At 38.3% G+C, this 20,199-nt stretch carries 15 protein-coding genes; 4 read left to right on the top strand and 11 right to left on the bottom strand.

All coding sequences use genetic code 11. The features are described from left to right. Positions 1-125: 125 nt before the first annotated feature. Positions 126-1,550 (bottom strand): tetratricopeptide repeat-containing diguanylate cyclase, encoded by a 1,425-nt coding sequence (locus HXV90_RS08085; protein ID WP_259950092.1) that lies wholly within the window; start codon positions 1,548-1,550, stop codon positions 126-128. Between the two features lie 322 nt (positions 1,551-1,872). Here HXV90_RS08085 and HXV90_RS08090 point away from each other — a divergent pair, with 322 nt between their 5' ends. Further along, positions 1,873-3,729 carry a multicopper oxidase family protein gene (locus tag HXV90_RS08090; protein ID WP_269899031.1) on the top strand — a complete coding sequence of 619 codons (1,857 nt, stop codon included), beginning with the start codon at positions 1,873-1,875 and terminating at the stop codon, positions 3,727-3,729. 61 nt (positions 3,730-3,790) lie between these two features. Here HXV90_RS08090 and HXV90_RS08095 read toward each other — a convergent pair whose 3' ends face one another. Both HXV90_RS08095 and HXV90_RS08100 read right to left on the bottom strand, forming a co-directional pair. Further along, a complete protein-coding gene (locus HXV90_RS08095) occupies positions 3,791-5,041 on the bottom strand; it encodes an MFS transporter (RefSeq protein ID WP_054550762.1) in 1,251 nt (416 codons plus the stop codon). Between the two features lie 178 nt (positions 5,042-5,219). Continuing rightward, complete coding sequence (locus tag HXV90_RS08100) at positions 5,220-6,101, bottom strand: LysR family transcriptional regulator (protein WP_048389964.1); 882 nt, start codon at positions 6,099-6,101, stop codon at positions 5,220-5,222. Positions 6,102-6,230: 129 nt separating this feature from the next. Between HXV90_RS08100 and HXV90_RS08105 the strand changes: the two genes are divergently transcribed. Further along, positions 6,231-7,433, top strand: a complete 1,203-nt coding sequence (locus tag HXV90_RS08105; RefSeq protein ID WP_115673415.1) for an MFS transporter — start codon at positions 6,231-6,233, stop codon at positions 7,431-7,433. 108 nt (positions 7,434-7,541) lie between these two features. Here HXV90_RS08105 and HXV90_RS08110 read toward each other — a convergent pair whose 3' ends face one another. From HXV90_RS08110 to HXV90_RS08145, 8 genes are all read right to left on the bottom strand, one after another. After that, positions 7,542-8,777 (bottom strand): Zn-dependent hydrolase, encoded by a 1,236-nt coding sequence (locus HXV90_RS08110; RefSeq protein ID WP_269898779.1) that lies wholly within the window; start codon positions 8,775-8,777, stop codon positions 7,542-7,544. Between the two features lie 170 nt (positions 8,778-8,947). Continuing rightward, complete coding sequence (locus HXV90_RS08115) at positions 8,948-9,406, bottom strand: nucleoside deaminase (protein WP_054550759.1); 459 nt, start codon at positions 9,404-9,406, stop codon at positions 8,948-8,950. 13 nt (positions 9,407-9,419) lie between these two features. Beyond that, positions 9,420-10,370 (bottom strand): carbamate kinase, encoded by a 951-nt coding sequence (arcC, locus tag HXV90_RS08120; protein WP_048389956.1) that lies wholly within the window; start codon positions 10,368-10,370, stop codon positions 9,420-9,422. 2 nt (positions 10,371-10,372) lie between these two features. Then, a complete protein-coding gene (locus HXV90_RS08125) occupies positions 10,373-11,851 on the bottom strand; it encodes a cytosine permease (RefSeq protein ID WP_112117710.1) in 1,479 nt (492 codons plus the stop codon). Between the two features lie 31 nt (positions 11,852-11,882). Beyond that, positions 11,883-13,310 (bottom strand): YlbE family protein, encoded by a 1,428-nt coding sequence (locus HXV90_RS08130; RefSeq protein ID WP_269898780.1) that lies wholly within the window; start codon positions 13,308-13,310, stop codon positions 11,883-11,885. Then, entirely contained in the window at positions 13,303-14,856 is a 1,554-nt protein-coding gene (gene fdrA, locus HXV90_RS08135) for an acyl-CoA synthetase FdrA (RefSeq protein WP_269898781.1), read from the bottom strand. The genes HXV90_RS08130 and fdrA overlap by 8 nt, the downstream gene beginning before the upstream one ends. Before the next feature lie 2 nt (positions 14,857-14,858). Continuing rightward, a complete protein-coding gene (locus HXV90_RS08140; protein WP_048389949.1) occupies positions 14,859-15,734 on the bottom strand; it encodes an oxamate carbamoyltransferase subunit AllH family protein in 876 nt (291 codons plus the stop codon). Positions 15,735-15,765: 31 nt separating this feature from the next. Continuing rightward, complete coding sequence (locus HXV90_RS08145) at positions 15,766-16,374, bottom strand: ankyrin repeat domain-containing protein (RefSeq protein ID WP_333474122.1); 609 nt, start codon at positions 16,372-16,374, stop codon at positions 15,766-15,768. A 214-nt stretch (positions 16,375-16,588) separates the two neighbouring features. Between HXV90_RS08145 and HXV90_RS08150 the strand changes: the two genes are divergently transcribed. Together HXV90_RS08150 and HXV90_RS08155 are read left to right on the top strand one after the other, a co-directional pair. Further along, positions 16,589-18,307 carry a PucR family transcriptional regulator gene (locus HXV90_RS08150; protein WP_269898783.1) on the top strand — a complete coding sequence of 573 codons (1,719 nt, stop codon included), beginning with the start codon at positions 16,589-16,591 and terminating at the stop codon, positions 18,305-18,307. Positions 18,308-18,438: 131 nt separating this feature from the next. Then, positions 18,439-20,196 (top strand): ABC transporter ATP-binding protein, encoded by a 1,758-nt coding sequence (locus HXV90_RS08155; RefSeq protein ID WP_269898784.1) that lies wholly within the window; start codon positions 18,439-18,441, stop codon positions 20,194-20,196. The last annotated feature ends 3 nt before the right edge of the window (positions 20,197-20,199 follow it).

The raw sequence follows: 20,199 nt of genomic DNA on the forward strand, positions 1-20,199 counted from the left end.
AACGTTTTCAAACAATGACTACAGTAAATTTCATTTCACCTCTTAGAAGCCTCGTTTTGGGCATAAAAAACATGGTCCTATCACAAGAAAAATTCCTATTTAACTATGTAAATAGGAACCTGTCATTATGATAATTCGTATAGCACACAGCTAGCACGGCCATTCGCCTTTGCTTGGTATAAACAGCTATCCGCTTGCTCAAATAGCTCCTTGTATTGATAGTTTTTCTGATTATTCACACAAGCACCCATACTGACCCTTAAGGGATAACTTTGCTGTTCCTGTTCGAGCTTTAGTGAGAGCAAATAGGCATGTGTGTTATGGACCAATGTTTTGATATAGTCCTTCTGAGAATGCCTAAAACAAAGGATGAATTCATCTCCGCCATAACGAATAATTTCCACATCTTCATCCTGTAAAAAATCCTTCAAGCTGTTAGCTAAAAGCTGTAAAATCATATCTCCAAATAAATGACCATGCGTGTCGTTAAATAGTTTAAAATAATCGACATCCAAAACCGTAATACATACATAGGATTGCGTTATTTCGGCTGCATTGAGCCATTCCTGTAGCTCATAGTCTAAAAAATGTCGATTTAAAACGCCTGTTAATGGATCATAATGTGCTTTTTTCTCAAGCTTTTCCTTTTGACGCTTAAATTCTAAGTTCATTACTTGTTGTAATAAATTTGCAACACTCATTTTTTCCGAGAGATCAATATATTCACGCTGTACATCAAAAATTTCATCTCGCCAATCCAATTGATACAATACATTTAACAGTAAGCGCATCACTTTTTTTGTAATTGGCTTATCTCCATAAGATCGGGCAAGATCTATGGCTTGTTTATAATAAAATACAGCTTCTTCAAGCTTTTGCTGTTTTTCAAATAAAAAACCGTAGCCAAACAATGCTGCTACTTTTTCTCGTTTATGATGATGAATAATAGTAGAGGATAACGTACTGTCCAGCAATGCCTTCCCCTTTTTAAAATCCCCTTCTAAAATATACACATCTGCTAAATTATTATTAATACGAATATCATGTAATTTTGCTAGATCAGGCATTGTTCTAGCAAGAGATTTATTATATTCTCTAGCTAATAGCCCTGCTTGAAGTGCTTCCTTTGTACAGCCCTTCTCTACCTCTAAATAGCACAGATTATTATGACAGCGAACAAGCATGACAGGATCTTGTAGCTCCTGTGCATAGGCGATAGATTTTTTCGTCATCTCCACCGTTTTTTCACGGATACCAACTAAATCATAGATTAATGACATTACTAAATGATAATGCATTAAATCTTTTGTCGTACCATAATTTTGACAAATGGCCTCATAATCATGAATAAGATTAACCATGCTTAATGTGTCACCTAAAGAATGATGAACTAATATTTTTTGATAGTACAAATCCATGACATATGGATAGTTATTGCTCTCTAATGCGACTAAAAGACCTTGATCAGCAAGCTTTAGTGCTTTCGTTAAATACCCCTTTGTGCGCATCTCCATTATCGTTTTATTTAATTCTTCTAATGTTAATTCCACCGTTTCACCACTTCTCCATACCCCATATCATCCAGTTTACTTTGTGCTTTCTCAATTATAAGACATATGTATTCACTTAGTCCGCCTTTTTCGTATGATACCAACTATTACCTACAACGCAAAAATCTTTTGTGATGATTGTTTTAAAATCTTACATCTGTTTGCTTGAAAGTGAATCATCTTATCCCATCATAATATGTAGGTAATTTTTTTATGTCTTTACACATTTTTCTCCATTTTTGTCCTCGTTACCTGTTGTTTTTACCCATATGATGAGTTAATTAGCTTTTTTAGTATCGAAAAGGGACGTGATGTTGTGAGTATGCAAATTAACCCTTCTGATCCAGCAACGATTCCAAAATTTGTAGATGAACTTCCAAAACCAATGATTGCTAAACCAAAATACAGCAGAGGGCAACAGAAGAATGATTATTACGAATTGGTCATGATGGAGGGCCAGCATCGTTTTCATAAGCATTTTCCAAACTCATTAATTTGGGGCTACAATGGGCTTTACCCAGGGCCAACCATAGAAGCTTCTAAAGATAAAACTATCTATGTGAAATACAAAAACCAGCTGCCCTTACAGCACTTTTTACCAGTAGATTTTACGCTTCATGCTGCAAACGATTCACAAGAAGTAAGAACAGTTACTCACTTACATGGTGCCAATGTGGATTGGCAGAGTGATGGCCATCCTGAAGCATGGTACACAAGAGACTATCGGCATACTGGTCCAAAATTTAATAAGGAAATACATGAATATACGAATCATCAACCTGGCACTACCATGTGGTATCATGACCATGCCATGGCTTTAACACGTTTAAATGTATATGCAGGATTAGCAGGCTTTTATTTACTGAGGGATGCCCTTGAGGAACGCTCTAATTTACCATGTGGAGACTATGAATATCCGATTTTAATTCAAGATAAAACGTTTAATGAGGATGGCTCATTGTTTTATCCTGACGAACCACCCTTTCCCGTGCCTGTTCATCCCTCTATCACACCAGGCTTTGTTGGCAATACGATAGTGGTTAACGGAAAACTATGGCCTTTTTTAGATGTTGAGCCACGTAAATATAGATTTCGTTTACTAAATGGCTCTAATCGACGAGGCTATGTCATCAGTCTTTCCAATGATCAACCAATGTTTCAAATTGGTACAGATGGCGGTTTCTTATCAGCACCACAACTTATCCAATCTGTCGAGTTGCTGCCAGCTGAACGCACGGATGTCATTATCGATTTTTCAAGCTGTGCTGGACAGGAGATTACCTTACTTAATACTGATACCGATTTCAGTGATGAACATACAAACGTGATTATGCAGTTTCGAGTAACTTTACCTTTGAAATGTGAAGATACAAGTGAGATTCCAGAAAGACTTGCCGTTTCTATGGATCTACATCCACACCATGCCCATATTGAAAGACAACTACCATTGACGGCGACTACCGATGAGTTTGGTCGACCTATGTTGCTGTTAAATGATCGTATGTACCATGATCCAGCAACGGAAAAACCTTCTTTAGATAGTGTGGAAATCTGGAGCTTTATTAATGCTACACCCTTTATCCATCCTATTCACCTGCACCTCATTCAATTTAAAATTCTGGAACGAAGGCCGTTTGATTTAGAAATCTATCAAAATGAAGGCATCGTACAATTTACAGGGCCGCCTGAAGAACCAAGAGACTATGAGCGAGGTTGGAAAGACACTGTGAAGGCTGACGCTGGAAAGGTGACAAAAATTATTATGCATTGGAAAGATCATGTCGGGAATTATATGTGGCATTGTCATTTCCTTGAGCATGAGGATCATGATATGATGCGACCCATTCTCGTTATGAAAGACGTCCATGCTGTTCAGCAGCCTCATGCAGCAGTAGAACATCCTGGAACACATCAAGAATCAACAGCTCCCACAAATCCTTCAAATCCTTCAAATCCTACAAGTACTACCCATCATAGTGAATCTTCAGCACCACTATTAAATGAGGTAGAACACTCAGAACTTGAGGAAGAAAAGGTAGTCTCACCTCAAGAAGAAGAATCCATTACTATTCATATAGGAGATAATACACAACATATGCCAACGCTACTGTTTCCAACCCTTCCTTCCAATACTCCTACGAGCAGGCATAGGCCTCGTCAAAGAACCCGAAGATTTTAGCTAAGTATCGCTTTACAAAGAAAACTACCAATGAAAAGGTGGTTTTCTTTGTTCTAGCAATTTATTTGACCTCCAATCGCCATATTCTTTTCGTTACGAAAGCTAATAATAATACACACACAGAGATTATAAAGACTGGTATATAGATGTTGGCTTGAAAGAACTCAAATAGCAACCCATACCCCATCTGCCCAAGTGGTGCCATACACTGTGATACTGCCATCATAATTGCCATGACTTTCCCTAATTGTTCATTTGGTGTTTCTTTTTGGACAAGGGTCATTACGTAAATGGAGATAATCGTCATCATCATCGCAATGATAAGAGCACAACCAATAAATAAGCTATACGATGGATAATAGCCAATTTGAAGGGCGCGAGGGAGCACAGACATAGCCATGGGAATTACCAAAAAGGCTGACATCAATACCCAAATATAGAGGGTGTGAATACGCAGCTTTTTTGCAAAGTACCCCATCGTTAACGCGCCTAAAATCGTCGCAAAATCAATAATCCCCATTCCTATTCCATACAATGTATCACTACTTTTCATCGTGACACGAAGAATAATAGGCACACCAACGATAAAAAGTGGAGTCAATAGTAAATTCAATAAAGCAGCAAGTAGCGTACATTTTAAAATAAAAGTTTGCTTCACCACATAAGTAAAACCTTCTTTCATGTCTTTGATTAAGGTCGGCATCAAATGACCATCATAGCTACGTTTCACAAATGGGATTGTCATAAACATTTCTACAATAGCCGTAAAGAAAAATAATAAACCACTTACTATGACGAGAAGTTTGAGGCCAAGCATTCCATATAGTATCCCCCCTAGCACAGGTGCTGTCACTCCTGCTAATGCCTGGACCCCATTGACGATCCCATTAGCCTGCTCAAGCTTTTGTTCGCTAACTAATAGCGGAATACTAGCCATTACAGCTGGCGTGTACATGGCACTAATGAATGAAAGAAGCACCATAACCAACCCAATCCATAGCACAGAATGATTGTCTGTTAGTAATACAATAAAAAAAATCAATACAATGCCACTACTGATAAAATCAAATAGGACCATTAAATTTCGCCGATTAAAACGATCTGCTATAGCGCCACCAAATGGTGTAAGTAAAACAGGAAGGCTTGAAATAGCGAAAAGCACAGCAAAAAGATCTGCCCGTCCTGTTATATCTAAAACAAAAAGTGAAAGAGCAAATCTTAAAAGCGCAGAGCCTAAAATAGAAATAATCTGCCCAGCTACCATAATGATAAAATCTTTCGAAAAGCCTTTTTCTTTGACTAGCATTTCCATATAAAAAACACCCCTTATTATTTTTAGACCGACAGTCGGTCATTTAATATGTTAAAAAATTGTAGGCACAAGCTTCTAGGACTTGCCCTACAAATTAGACTGACTGTCGGTTTATAAATAGTATATGTGAACTCTCCAAAAAAAGGAACATATTTTTATATCTTCCTTTTTGTTAACCCTATTTGCTTTTAAAGTAATGTTTAATTTGCTCAATCATAGCAGTAGTTGCCTGACTAACATAGCGATCTACGCGGAAAATAATGGATAGGCTTCGGCTTGGAGCACCATTTGAAATTCGTATACTACACAAACTAGGATCATTCATTTGTTGGAGCAAAGGATAGGGTTGCACCGTTACACCAATATTGGCTCGAACGAGATTCATAATGGACGTGACAGAGCTTGTTTCAAGAATAGAATGAATGTGAAAACCATGCTTTTTTACAGCCTCTTCAACTATCTCTCTACCAAGAAAACCTTCTGGATACATCACCATAGGAAGTCCTTCTAATTCAGCAATTGGGATCACTGTTTGCTGTGCCAATGGATGCTCCTTTGAAACGGTCAGTACATATTCCTCTCTACATAAAGGAATAATGACCAATCGATCATCTGATTCTACATTCGTCCCAATACCGATATCCACTTCATTTTCGAGAACCTGCCGCATAATATCGATGGAAGCAAGTATCTTTAATTTTACCTTTGGAAATTTTTGATGGAAATCAATAACAAGCTGTGTAATCCGATAATCAAGATCAGATGGCATGATGCCAATACTTATTTGTCCCCCTTGTAGCCCCTGTAAATCTTTAATCGAATCTTTGACATTTTGTAATGTATTAAATACCTCTGTTGTATAGCTAAACAAAAGTGAGCCTGCCTCAGTCACAACAATTTTTTTGCCAATACGATCGAACAATGGCATTCCTAGCTCATCCTCCAGCACACGTATTTGCTGGCTTAACGTTGGCTGAGAGATGCCAAGTTTCTCAGCAGCTTTTGTAAAATGTAGCTCCTCATAGACTGCCATAAAATAATGCAGATGCCGTATTTCCACATAGACCACGCCCTATCATAGTTTCTAACTATCATTGTAATAGTAATAATAGTATTGTTCAATCATTCTAATTCAGATAGACTTCAATTTAGGCTTACTATTTATTTGATAGGACGGAGAGGAAAGACAATGAATATAAAACACAAAATTGTACCAATTATTGCCATTATTTTAGCTTCTTTTAATTTACGGCCTGTCATTACTTCGGTGTCCCCCTTATTAGGAACTATTCGCCAGACTTTACATATGAGCGCAGCTACTGCTAGTTTGCTAACTTCTTTAGCTGTGCTATGTATGGGCTTATTTGCACCTTTCGCAATCAAACTAGCTAATCGTTGGAGCATCGAGCGAACTATCGCTTACGCTCTTATTCTTATTGGACTAGCAACAGCTACCAGATATTTTGCTAATACTGCTTGGGTCATGCTAGTAACAGCCTTGTTATCAGGCATTGGCATTGCCATCGTAGGACCACTGTTATCGGGCTATATTAAGGAGAAATTTGCGAACCCTTCCCGTGTAGTGGGGATTTACTCGCTAGCACTTGTAGTAGGAGCTGCACTTGGCTCTGGACTTTCTATTCCACTAAGCAATTTTTTTCATTCATGGCAAGCTTCTTCTGCCTCCTGGGCTATTCTTGCTTTAATCGCTTTATTCTTTTGGTGGAAGCCAATTGAACAAAAAGCAGTTACTGCATCAGTCACAAATTCACCTAGTAAGAGCAACAGTGTGAAGCAAATGTTAATGAATCAAAAGGCTTGGCTTTTAACAGGCTTTTTTGGTTTAATGGCCTTCATGTTTTATACCATCATGGCTTGGTTACCTCCCATCGCAGAAAATTTAGGCTATAGCAAACACGACGCTGGAATGATGCTGACACTATTAACAATTGCCCAAATGCCAGCTACATTTTTAGTGCCTATATTAAATAACCGTTTTCAGCATCGAGCCGTATGGCTAGTAGGTAGTTCATCATTAGAGTTAATTGGTTTATTGATGCTACTGTTTTCTTATAATCCTTGGCTGAGCAGTATTCTGATTGGCCTTGGTGCAGGTGGGCTTTTCTCATTAGGGCTAACATTACCAATTGATGAGGCCAAAGATATTCACGAGGCTAGCTTCTTAGCTGCTATGACACAATCAGTTGGCTTTGTATTTGCTGCATTGGGCCCCTTCTTTGTCGGTCTTGTTCGAGATTTCACAGGCAATTTTACAACTGCTATTATTGGCATGATCATCATCGTCCTTGTGATGATTCTGATTCAACTAAAAATTGGAAACCAAAAGCAACCGCAAATGCATCATATTCACATGAAAAAGACGACTTTCTAACAAGGAAGGTCGTCTTTTAATGATGGAATCGATTTTGTGCCTTTGTTGTATTGCCTTCACGGGATGACACTGGCCATACATGTAGCGTCTTCAACTGATGATTGCTAATTAGCTGACTGAAGCATATCTTAGCACAACTGCCTCTAAAACATCGATTCCTATTAATATATCTTCTAGCTCCGTATGTTCATCTGGATGGTGACTTAAACCATCCACTGAAGGAATAAAAATAAGGCCAACTGGTCCGAGCCTTGTCATATTCATAGAATCGTGACCTGCTCCACTTTGCATATATTGATAGGATAGTTTCTTCTCTACACAAATTGTTTCTAAATCTTGCATTAGCTTTGGAGAAAGCAGGACAGGATCCTCTGAGCTAATGACATTGTATTCAATCGCAAGCTGCCTCTTTTGTTGAACGTTTGCAATAACCGTATATAAATGCTGAAGCACACGTTCTCTCGATTCCACAGAGGATGATCGGATATCTACAGTTAACTCCACTTCACCTGGAACTACGTTCATCGAGCCTGCCACAACCTCTAGTATTCCAACAGTTGCCACAGTGCCAAACTCCTGCTCTGCTATCGCCGCTTTTTCTAATTCTAATGCCAATTCGGATGCTCCTAAAAGAGCGTCCTTTCTCATATTCATTGGAGTCGTGCCTGAATGGGACGCTTTTCCATTTAACTTCATTAATAAGCGAACTGGTGCTGCTACCCCTGTGACAATACCAATTTTCTTTTCATAGTTAATTAGCAGTGGTCCCTGTTCAATATGCAATTCGAAAAAGGCATGGAATCCTTCCTTTACTCTTGTCGCTTGATCAACACTACTAAAATCAAGTCCACAATGAGCAAAAGCCTGCTCCATCGTAATACCATCTCGATCGACTAAATGGCGATATTTTTCTTTATCAATTAATCCTGCCATTGCTTTACTGCCTACTGTTGACACACCGAATCTTGAAGACTCCTCACAGGCAAAGGCGATAATTTCAATTGGATGCTCTGTCACAATAGATCGCTCGTTTAATCGCTTGATGACCTCTAGGGCAGCGGTTACCCCTACAACGCCATCATATTTACCGCCTTGATAGACAGTATCTAAATGGGATCCCATGACAACAGGCTGCAATCCTGGCACACTGCCTTCTCTTCGAGCAATAAGATTTCCACAATGGTCAATATGAATTTGAAGATTTTCATCTTTACATAAACGAATAAAGGCATGTAAACAAGCCTGTTCTTCATTCGTATAGGCAACTCTCGTAATCCCTTTTTCGCCTGAATTATATTGATTCATTTTATCTAGTAATTGTTGATAACGTTCTTTATAGATCATGTAAACAGCTCCTTTTGAAGAATTACGAAGATGAAAATCAGACCAAATGTACGCTTGTCATAGTATCTATTTTACACCTTTTTGGTTGAAAATTAGAAAAGGGATTCTCCATAACGAGATCCCTACTCTAATTCACTGGAAAGACTTAAGCAGTATATGACTGCTCTAATCTATTTACTATTAGCCATTTTGTCATTGAAATGATGGAACAATGCATCACATTCTTCAGTCGTTTCAATTTTTTGCATGTTCAGGACACTTTTATCTTTACCCGTTAAGTAATCACGTAGATGCATATCAGAGAAGCCATGTACATGAGCATCTTCTGCTGTATTACAATAATGAACTTCTTTAATACCCGACCAAATAATAGCGCCCACACACATTGGACATGGTTCGCAAGTAGCGTAGATGACACAATCGGATAAATCCATTGTGCCAAGCTTTTTAGAGGCTTCACGAATGGCTACTATTTCTGCATGTGCAGTGATGTCTGTATCACGCATCATTGTATTGCCAACAACAGCGATGATTTCATCACCTCTTACAATGGTTGCACCAAATGGTCCACCAATATTTTGATCGATGCCTTCTTTTGTTTTGTCAACAGCTAGTTGAATATAATCCATACCGTGATTCCTCCTAGTTAATAATATGAGTACCAGCCTGATTATTGATCGCTTCTTTCAGACTTTCAGGGTTTGTAATAATTACTCGATGACCACCATTTTCTAAGAAGCTTAAGCTGGCTTCGATTTTTGGTAGCATACTTCCTGGCGGGAACTGATTATCTTGAACATGCTGCTTTGTTTCCTCAACAGTAATTTCTTCAAGTGCTTGTTGTTCAGGTTTTCCAAAGTTAATAAACACACGCGGAACACCCGTTGTAATAATTAATGAATCCGCATTTACTTGTGCCGCTAATAGACTTGTTGCAAAGTCTTTGTCAATGACTGCATCTACACCCTCATAGACATTGTTTTCTTTTTTCACAACTGGAATTCCACCACCGCCTACAGCGATCACGACATAATCATTATCAATTAATGATTTAATCGCCTCTTTTTCCACGATATCGATTGGTTTTGGTGAAGGCACAACGCGACGGTAGCCACGGCCAGAATCCTCTACCATTTTCCAATCTGGATGCTCTACTAGCATCGCCTCCGCTTGCTCCTTTGTAAAGAATGAACCAACTGGCTTTGTAGGGTTAATAAAGTTGGGATCATGTTCATTGATTTCAACTTGTGTAATCACACTGACTACCTTTTTATTAATTTGACGTTTAGTCAGTTCGTTAATTAATGCTTGTTGAATTAAATAGCCAATTCCACCTTGTGTGTCAGCCACACAGTTTACTAACGGAATTGCTGGCATGCCTGATACTTCATTAGCAATTTCACTTCGTTGTAAAGTGAAACCAACTTGTGGACCATTGCCGTGTGTGACAACCACTTTATAACCTTCCTGAATCATATCCGCGATATGCTCGACAGTTTGAGCAACTGCCTCTTGCTGACTTTGAATAGATTCACTTCCACTATCCTTTACCAACGAGTTACCGCCGATTGCTACAATTACTAATTTATTCACAACTACACCCCTACTTCTTTTTCTACACTATTTTGAACATTTTGCTGATTAAATTTATATAACAGCGTATATAAAATGAATGACACGATCAGTCCGCTAAAGAAAGCAAAGTTATTTAGCTGTACTAAAAACGGCACACTTTTCAGGAAAGCACCTGACATTGGTAAGAGGAAGCTTATTAATAGAACGATACATGCTACGATGTTATAGCCAGATTTATAAGCTCCATTATGACCTTCTTCCACATAAATCATAGATAAATCTAAACGCCTTTTACGCTCGATAAAGAAGCTAGACAACATAATACCTGCAATCGGTCCAAACATAGAGCCTATAAAACTATAAAAGAAAAATAACGTTTCTGTACTCGATACTAGTTTCCAAGGCAAAATGACTGTGCCAATAATCGCTGTTAAAATACCTGCTGTTTTGACCGTAAATACTTTAGGGAATAAAGTTGTCATTTGCAATCCAGATGGTAATAAATTACCAAAAACTACAAAAGCTGTTGCGCCTACATTTAAAGCTAAAATTAATACAATTACTGAAAAGGGATTTTGAATTTTATCAATAGCATCTACAATATTAAAAATTGGTTGCCCAAAAGCAATTTCTGTCCCTGCTATTAAACTAATACAAGTAATCGCAAATAATAGATACGAGCCGATCATACCGATGGATAAGCCATAGATCATTGCTTTTGGCGATTTAGCTCTTTGCGTAAAATCTGCAATATTTACAATTGGACCAGCCCAGTTAGACACCAATGCGCTAACACATGCAATAAAGACCAATGGACTTTCCATCGTTGTAGAAGGCTTATATTCTAAAATTGGTCCAATTCCTCCAGCAATATTAATTGCCCAAATCGCTGCGCCAATAATGAAAATATAAACAATCGGTGATGAGTATTTACCGAAGACTGTTAGCATATCCATGCCACCTAAAAAAAGTAAAACTGTAATTACCCATAAAATAATATAAGAAATCATAGTCGGAACATCTAAGCCAAAAATAGTGAAGTCTCCACCAATAGACATATAGTTCGGAATGAATCTTGCAAATAATACATTAAGGGATTGAGCGCCCACAACGGTCGTCGTACCAAAGAATACAACCCCAGCAATCAACCCTCGACATAACGCCGGAATAATAGAGCCTTTTACTCCAAATGAATCTCTTAGTAATATGGCAAATGGAATGCCATATTTAGAGGCGGAATATCCATTTAAGCAATAGCCTGCTGAGACGATTACTGCTGAAAGCATAATGGCTAAGAAAACTTGATTAACTGATAATCCTAAGACAAAAAACCCTGCAACCGTCATATAAGACATAATATTGTGAACTGCGCCCATCCACACGGTAATGTAGTTAAAGATTCCCCAGTCTCTTTCCTGAGGCCCTTTTGGTAAAAGTTCTTCCGAATAGCCAAGTGCTCTATAATCTTGATTGGACTGTTCAATTTTTGCGTGTTCCATAGAAAGCTCCTCCTACTTATAGGAAGTGGGCTTAAGCCCACTTCTCACTAATTGTAATTAATGCTTTTTCAAAAGCTTCCATTGGAGGATTTGTAATACCAGCACCAATCATACCGATTCCAGCCTCTTTATGTGCGATAGCTGTATTAATAATTGGAAGAATACCTGATTGGATGACTTTGCGAATATCAATACCAGTAGGAATTCCCATGAAGTTTAATAATGGAATAGTAATATTTTGGTTTTCTGTCGTCGTAATTTCTTTCATTTTACGAGAATAACCAATTGCTTCATCCACTGTTCCACCTACTAAAGCAACGATTGCTGGTGCAGTAGCCATTGCGAAACCACCAATACCGTAAGTTTCTGTAATAGCACTATCCCCTATATCAAGACCTGAATCCTCTGGTTTGTAGCCAGCAAACATCGGTCCGATTACTTTTTGTGCTGGGCCAGTAAACCATGTATTACCTGGCATGCCACTAATACGAACACCAAATTCTACACCGTTACGTGCCATTGTTGTCACGACAGTACTATATTCGATTCCATGTGCAGCATCTAATGCACATTTACAGCATGCCATCCATGTAGGACCTGAGAAATAATCACTACTTGCCACGAAATCAAATACTGCTCGCTTCTGTTCAACAGGATAATCTGTTTCTAAGATATATGGTGTCAATGCTTGAATTAATAAGCTTGTACCTGCATTATTACGGTTATGACATTCGTCACCCATGTGGAGCGCTTGTGCAAGCATTAATCGTAGATCGATGCCGTCTTTATTTAATTTCATTGCATCACGTAAAATTGGCCCTAACACATCACGCATCCATATTAATCGCTCGACAACGCTGTCATCGTTGGCACCCATACGTAAGATTTTTGCCATTTGCTCACTTAAATTTGTATAGGCGATATTGCCATACGTTTTATTTTCAACGATGTGCATAAACATCGAAGCAGATGTTACCCCAGCCATTGAACCAACTGCATTATGCTCATGGCAAGGTGAGAATGTAATATCTCCAGAAGCCGCTACCTCTGCTGCTTCTTCTAAATCTTTTGCTAATCCTTCGAATACAAGAGCACCCATCACAGCGCCCTTCATTGGGCCATTCATATCTTCCCAAGTAATGGGTGGCCCTGCGTGTAAAATTGTTTTTTTCGTCATGCCAGGTACAACATTGATGGCTTGATCGAAACCAATCAACACGGGTTGAGAGTTCACAATTTTTTCCACCGCAAGACGATTTGCTGCTTCGATTTTTTCAGCAAGTTCTGCTTTATCGATTTTGTTTAGTGATGCAATAATTTCTGGCTTACCTCCACCCGGTGGTGACCACTCTAGGTGTGTAGCACTTGCATTTTGTGCTAATATATCATCCTTAAAAAGTTCAATACCTACGTTAATTACGTTAATTTTACTTGTGAAAAGTTCATTGATCTTACTCATGATTTTCTCCTTTCAACACCATTTCTCTAGCAAGTAATCCTGCATTTGTACTACTGCTTGCATGTGTAACACCTGCATCGACTAATTTTTCCACTTGCTCATCTATGTTTGGCGTATCTAAGTCTGTTCCAAGGACATACCCAATGATCTCTAAATGTCTACCTTCTTTTTCAGCAAATTGTTTAGCTTCAATGATGGCTGGAAGCATTACACCCACTGGGTCTTCGTGAGAGCCAAAGCCTAATACGAAGTCCATCACAATGACACCAACTGTCGGATCTTTTGCTTCTTGTAAGAAGCGCTCAATGCGAGAAGACGGATCGATCATTGGATGTGGTTTACCATTTGTAAAATCATCATCACCGAAGTCAATGAATGTATGTTCCTGACTCACATTGATATCTTTCAATAAGAAATCATGATTTTTTTGGATGTTACTGTAAATATTATCCAATTTTTCCATAGCTAGATACATAGATTCATCACAAAGCGTACCGCCACAGAATAACCCACGAATGTATTTTTGCTCTGGCGCTAATTTTGCACGAACCTCTTCAACTAATGGAATGTTAAGCGCACGTTTGTTAATACCAGCTTCATCAATACCTGCTAGTAAGACTGCCTTTAAGGCTGCTTCTTTCGATGTTTTAGCAAATTGTCCACCAGCTGCGACTACAGCCTCTTCATTACCACCTATAAAATAAACCACTACCGGTTTGCTGCATTCTTTAATTTGTGCGAGTACTTTTTTCTCAACACTTGCTTCAGGTGGCTTCGATACAAGTACAATCACTTTAGTCGCTTCATCGGCATCTAGTGCTTTGATACCATCAAGCATCATCATACCGCCCACTTCTTTACTTAAATCTCTTCCGCCAGTACCGATCAGTTGTGTGATACCACCACCGAAGTCATGAATGCGAACACTTACTTCTTGGCTACCTGTACCAGATGCCGCTACGATACCGATATTGCCTTTTCTTACAGCGTTTGCAAAGCAAAGTCCTGTATTACCAATAATAGCGGTACCACAGTCTGGTCCCATCATTAATAAGCCTTTTTCATGTGCTAAAGTTTTTAATTCTACTTCGTCTTCAACGCTCACATTATCACTGAACAGCATCACGTGTAGATCATTTTCAAGTGCTTTGCGTGCTTCGCGAACGGCAAATGCCCCATTGACAGAAATGACCGCAAAGTTTGCATCAGGAATTCCTTGTGCAGCCGAATCAATCGTTGCATATTTAATATCACTTTTTGCTTGTGCTTTATCTTTATTTGTTAGTAATTCTTCCACTGCTAGGTAAGCGCTTTCTGTTTGATCCGCATTAGCAGTTTTAACAATAATCATTAAGTCCCCTGCTGTTGCTTCCTCCACTTCTGGCGTCATCAAACCAACGTTACGAATGACTCCTTTGTTCATCTCCGTACCCATACCAATAATTGCTTGCTCGACGCCTTCAATTTGATTCGCTTTTGTAGATAGTGACATCAATGACACTGAATCAAAATATGTGTTGCGCTTAATTACGACTTTAATACTCATCATTATCCTCCTAATTTTATATTGGCTTCTAAGCCACTTATCAGTCCTAAGGCAATATCTGTTCCTGAGGAAGAGCCAATAGCAAGCACCTTTCTCAGAGCCTCAATGGATTCCACTTCTGTGCCATATAAAATGGCGTGTATGAATGAACAGATGGACTCCCTTACTTGTCCATATGCTGCCTTCTTCAATGTTGTAAAGCTAATCTCATTGGTCAAAGGCTGAATCACTTTGATGACGCTTTCACACAAAGGTTTATACATAGAACACGGGCTATTTTGTAAGTGAATGATAGCAAATAAGCCTACTAAAAAATCATCCCCTGATGGTGTGAGCCCTGGCCCTAAGCCTACTAAATCAGCAGCATATGCCTGAAAACGATCCAAACGTTGATTCAATATTTCCTCATAAAGTAAAGTTGTACGCTGCTGTAATAATCTCGATGTCTCCGCTTCAAATTCACTGACGGGAGAATCATTACGTTTTATGCCGCCGCCTTTCCCATGTAAATCAATGAATTGTTTTACACGGATCATATTCATTTTTAAGCGTGTACAATTTGCTGGATAAATAGGTAGCTGACATTGCCAACGAGAGGCGGTTGGGATCGCTATTATTAATTTTTCTTCTATTAATAGTTGATTATGGCGAACCGATACCCTGTCATGTTGCTGAATGCCCAGGTGATCCAATGTATCAAGATCAATGACAAGTGTATTGGGTGCCCGATCCATTGCCTTCGTAGCAAGTGTAAAAATTTCATCATTACCATCACTCCGTATATTTAAGGCATGTTTAAACACGCTATGAACCGTTCCCGTAAACGTCGCCACTATTTGCTGCAGGAAATAATCATCACCCAATTTGGCATGTATCATATGTACACCTCTTTATGTCGTAGGAGTACTACTATTTCGCTCCTGCTTCTAGTAGAATTTTTTCAATTTCAGTAAATCCTTTTTCTTTAGCCATTGTTAATGGTGTCACACCATATTGATCCACTAATTGTGTATCTGCTCCATGTTCTACTAATAGACGAACTATTTCTTGTTGCTTTTCTCCCCCATCATTGAGGAGAATGGCTTCAATCAATGGTGTCCATCCACAAATATTTGTATGGTTGACATTGATGTCTGTAGTCGTTACAAGTTCACGAACTACCTCAACAAAGCCCTTCTCACTTGCTGGATGAATCCCTACACCGCCAAAGCGTGTTAAACGCTCTAAATCTGTGTTTGCTTGTAGCATTATTTTCACAAGCTCGAACTTTCCATTTATACATCCATACAAAAATGGGTTTAAACAAATTTGATCTTGAAGGTCAATATCTGCCCCTTCCTGAATTAAAAATTTTACTGTTTCTAATTGATCATTCATCGCAGCAAGTAAAATTGCTGTACGTTTGCGCTTATTTTGAGAATTAATATCCACACCTTGTTGTAAATAACCTTTCAGAGCGTTATTATCACCTGCTTCAGCTGCAGTTAAAAATTCTGAGACCACATTCATATCTACCAATTTCATTCCTCCATTTCTCTGATCTATTGTTCATTTCAACTAAAAAGAAATAAACCGCGAGAATGTTACTACTTTCACATTTCCGTCTTACAAGCTTTATTTTATTCTCTTATGCCGTAGATATCATTGTTTAGCAAAACCAAAAAGAATGTAGATCACTTAGGCAATATGTACAATGTTTTGTGATAAGATTATGGCGAAGGAGTGAAATCATTTGCTAACAATTAAAGATATATTAGAGATAAAGGCACTTGAAGGAATTAAAATTGTTGCTGGAGAGCAAGGAATTCACAATGAAATTGCACTTGTGAACATTATCGAAAATCCCGATGCATTTGATTGGCTGACACCGAATGAATTACTGTTAACGACTGGTTACATCTTCCAAGATGACGAAGCCTTACAAAATAAAATTATCCAAGAAATCTCTAAAATCAATTGTGCAGGCCTGGTTATTAAAATGAGACGCTATTTACAAAAGACGCCTCAAAACATGATCGATATTGCCAATCAGCATGGATTGCCGTTATTAGAGTTACCTTATAATTACACCCTTTCCAAGGTCATCTCGATTATCAATGAAAAGGCATCTGGCCGTTATGATCTATTAAATAGAAAATCTTTGGACATGCACAATACGCTATTTAAGGTGGCGCTTGAAGGAGGAGGCATCGAATCTATTTCCTCTAAGTTAGCTGAAACAATTAATAACCCGATTATTTTTTTAGATAATGACTGGAATTTACTGCATTATACAGATCTTGATACGAATCCTGTGCCCCTTGCCTATGGCATTAATTTAAAGAAGAATCGTCCAACATTTTCAAAGGATTTTATAAATACCATTCCGAATGATCTCAATGAAATGCAAAAATCCATTACACGAATCTATCAATTAGAAGATCTAGCAGTAAAATGTAGAATTCTTCCTGTTGCAGTAGCCAACTATATTTATGGCTATATTGTCATTTGGCAAACTGTACGGGATCTGAATGAGTTTGATTTCATCGTTTTAGAGCAAGCCTCCACGATTGTGGCACTAGAAAGGATAAAACAGAAGGAAATTGAGGGTGTACGTCTAAAGATTAAACAAGAGTTTTTTGATGATTTATTGACTGGAAAAATCACTTCGCTTGAAACGCTACAAACACTATGCGATCTCCACGGCTTAAAGATCAACCATAAATATTATTGCATCGTCATCTCTATTAGCCATGAAAATTTGCAAAACCAGCATGATTTAATTTCTAGAAAATACGAAACCGATAATATTGCAAAAAAATGTATGAATTTAATTTATGAGCACTCTAGCACAATTAATGGGGAAATTACATGCCTTTATCGCAACAATCAAATCATTATATTAGTTGGACAGCAAGACAGCAAACAAGATTTCACGATCAATGAAACAAAGCAATACGCAGAAAACATTCTCCAATTATTAGTACAGCAACATACGCAAAGTTCTTTCTTAATGGGAATTGGCAAAGAATATAAACATATACGTTTTGTCCATAAAAGCTTTGCAGAGGCACATGAAGCTCTCCGTCTTATGCACCGCTTCGAAGAGCGTGGAGCAGTGGCTCATTATGCGGATCACTCCATTTATCATTTTTTAGATTCGAATATTAATGAAGTGCAGCTAAAGGACTTTTTCTTAGAAAGCTTGGGTTCTGTCTTTGAGCATGATCTATTACATGGGACAAGCTATCTACTTACATTAGAAAATTACTTTATCAATCATATGAATCTAAGTGAAACAGCCAAGGAAATGTTTATCCATCGCAATACGTTAATTTATCGGATTGAAAAGATTAAAGAAATTTTAAAAACCGATTTAAAAAGCTATGAGGAGCTGTTACAAATCCAGCTAGCCTTAAGAATCTATCGCTTGCTTGGTAAGTCTTTATACCACGATGAATTTGCAGACTAGTATCAAAAGGTGGTGATCGCATCACCTTTTTTGATGACCATTCATTTCATATTCAGTTCATAAACGCATGCTATAGTAAAGCCATAGAAACGAAATACATTGTTTTCAGACAATGAAGGAGGCTTATTTCTTTGCAAGAAACATCAAATGATATGTCTAAACAAAAAGATTGGCGCCGTTTTATACAGTTAGTAAAACGGGCCGAACCACCGATATGGCTACTTGTCATCGCTTTAGTGATGAGTTTAGCAACGACAGGTGTAGGGTTTATTGTTCCATTATTTACAAAACAATTAGTGGATGGCTTTTCGTTAGAATCGCTTAATTATTGGCAAATTATCGTACTAGGTATTGCCTTTATCGCACAGGCTATTGCCAGTGGATTATCCATCTATTATTTAAATCGAGTTGGACATCATGTTGTGGCAAAATTACGTGACCAGCTATGGCGAAAGCTGTTGCATTTACCAATTCCCTATTATGATGAACATGATACAGGCGAAACATTGAGCCGTGTTACGAATGACACAGGGGTTGTGAAAGAGCTTATAACAGAGCATTTAGCAAACTGTTTATCTGGCGTTATTTCCATTATAGGTTCTATCATCATTCTTCTATTTTTAGATTGGAAAATGACATTAGTCATGCTGATTGCCGTACCACTGGCTATGGTGATCTTAATGTTGTTAGGGCGACGTATGTTTGTGATTTCAAAAGGGATGCAAGATGAAACAGCAAAATTTACGTCTGTATTAAATCAAGTTTTACCTGAAACGCGCCTAGTCAAGGCTTCAAATGCTGAGCAAATTGAATATGAGCGTGGAAAAAAGGGCATTACCAATCTCTTTACATTTGGCTTAAAAGAAGCAAAAATTCATGCACTGATTTCCCCGCTGATTTCATTCGTTCTGATGTCTGTGCTTGTAGCTATTATTGGCTATGGTGGTGTCCGTGTTTCCTCTGGAGAGCTGACGGCTGGCGATATGGTGGCATTTATTTTATATTTAATCCAAATCATTATGCCAATGACGCAATTAACGATGTTCTTTACCCAGCTCCAAAAAGCCATGGGTGCTACAGAACGAATTAGTGCATTGCTTGAATACGAAGAAGAACATATTGAAGAAGGCTTAACAGTAGAAAAAGTAGATCAACCCATTTATCTTAAAAATGTTGATTTTTCTTATGGTGAGGAGCCCATTTTATCCGATATTAACTTCACAATTGAGCCAGGCAAAGTAACAGCCATCGTTGGACCAAGTGGTGGCGGTAAAACAACCACATTTTCACTGCTAGAACGATATTATCAGCCAACGAACGGCAGTATCACACTAGGAGATACACCAATCGAAACTTTTTCACTCCACTCTTGGCGCAGTCAAATCGGCTATGTAGCGCAGGAAAGTGCCCTGCTATCAGGAACAATTCGAGAAAATATTTGCTATGGTATAGACCGTGAAGTGCAAGATGATGAGCTAGAAAAAGTGGCTAAAATGGCCTATGCAGATCAATTTATTAACGAGCTTCCAGATAAGTTCGATACTGAAGTTGGAGAACGAGGCATCAAGCTTTCAGGAGGACAACGACAGCGTATCTCTATCGCAAGAGCGCTCTTACGTAATCCGCAAATATTAATGCTGGATGAGGCAACATCAAGCTTAGATAGTAATTCAGAAATTTATGTACAAAAAGCATTAGACAACTTAATGCAAGGACGCACAACACTAGTCATTGCGCACCGTTTATCGACAGTGGTAGATGCCGATCAAATATTGTTTATTGAGAAAGGGCATATTACAGGCTGTGGTACACACGAAACACTCTTTGAAACACATGCTATGTATCGTGAGTTTGCCATGCAGCAATTACGCATTAAAGACGTAGAATAAAGG

Origin of the sequence: Lysinibacillus sp. JK80, assembly GCF_027557635.1 — a bacterium.
Taxonomy (GTDB): domain Bacteria; phylum Bacillota; class Bacilli; order Bacillales_A; family Planococcaceae; genus Lysinibacillus; species Lysinibacillus capsici.

Bases quoted from the DNA above. Each gene is read 5' to 3' on its own strand.
- fdrA (WP_269898781.1), bottom strand. From the start codon at position 14,856: ATGAGTATTAAAGTCGTAATTAAGCGCAACACATATTTTGATTCAGTG.
- HXV90_RS08140 (WP_048389949.1), bottom strand. From the start codon at position 15,734: ATGATACATGCCAAATTGGGTGATGATTATTTCCTGCAGCAAATAGTG.
- HXV90_RS08130 (WP_269898780.1), bottom strand. From the start codon at position 13,310: ATGAGTAAGATCAATGAACTTTTCACAAGTAAAATTAACGTAATTAAC.
- HXV90_RS08115 (WP_054550759.1), bottom strand. From the start codon at position 9,406: ATGGATTATATTCAACTAGCTGTTGACAAAACAAAAGAAGGCATCGAT.
- HXV90_RS08110 (WP_269898779.1), bottom strand. From the start codon at position 8,777: ATGATCTATAAAGAACGTTATCAACAATTACTAGATAAAATGAATCAA.
- HXV90_RS08125 (WP_112117710.1), bottom strand. From the start codon at position 11,851: ATGGAACACGCAAAAATTGAACAGTCCAATCAAGATTATAGAGCACTT.
- HXV90_RS08105 (WP_115673415.1), top strand. From the start codon at position 6,231: ATGAATATAAAACACAAAATTGTACCAATTATTGCCATTATTTTAGCT.
- HXV90_RS08090 (WP_269899031.1), top strand. From the start codon at position 1,873: ATGCAAATTAACCCTTCTGATCCAGCAACGATTCCAAAATTTGTAGAT.
- HXV90_RS08095 (WP_054550762.1), bottom strand. From the start codon at position 5,041: ATGGAAATGCTAGTCAAAGAAAAAGGCTTTTCGAAAGATTTTATCATT.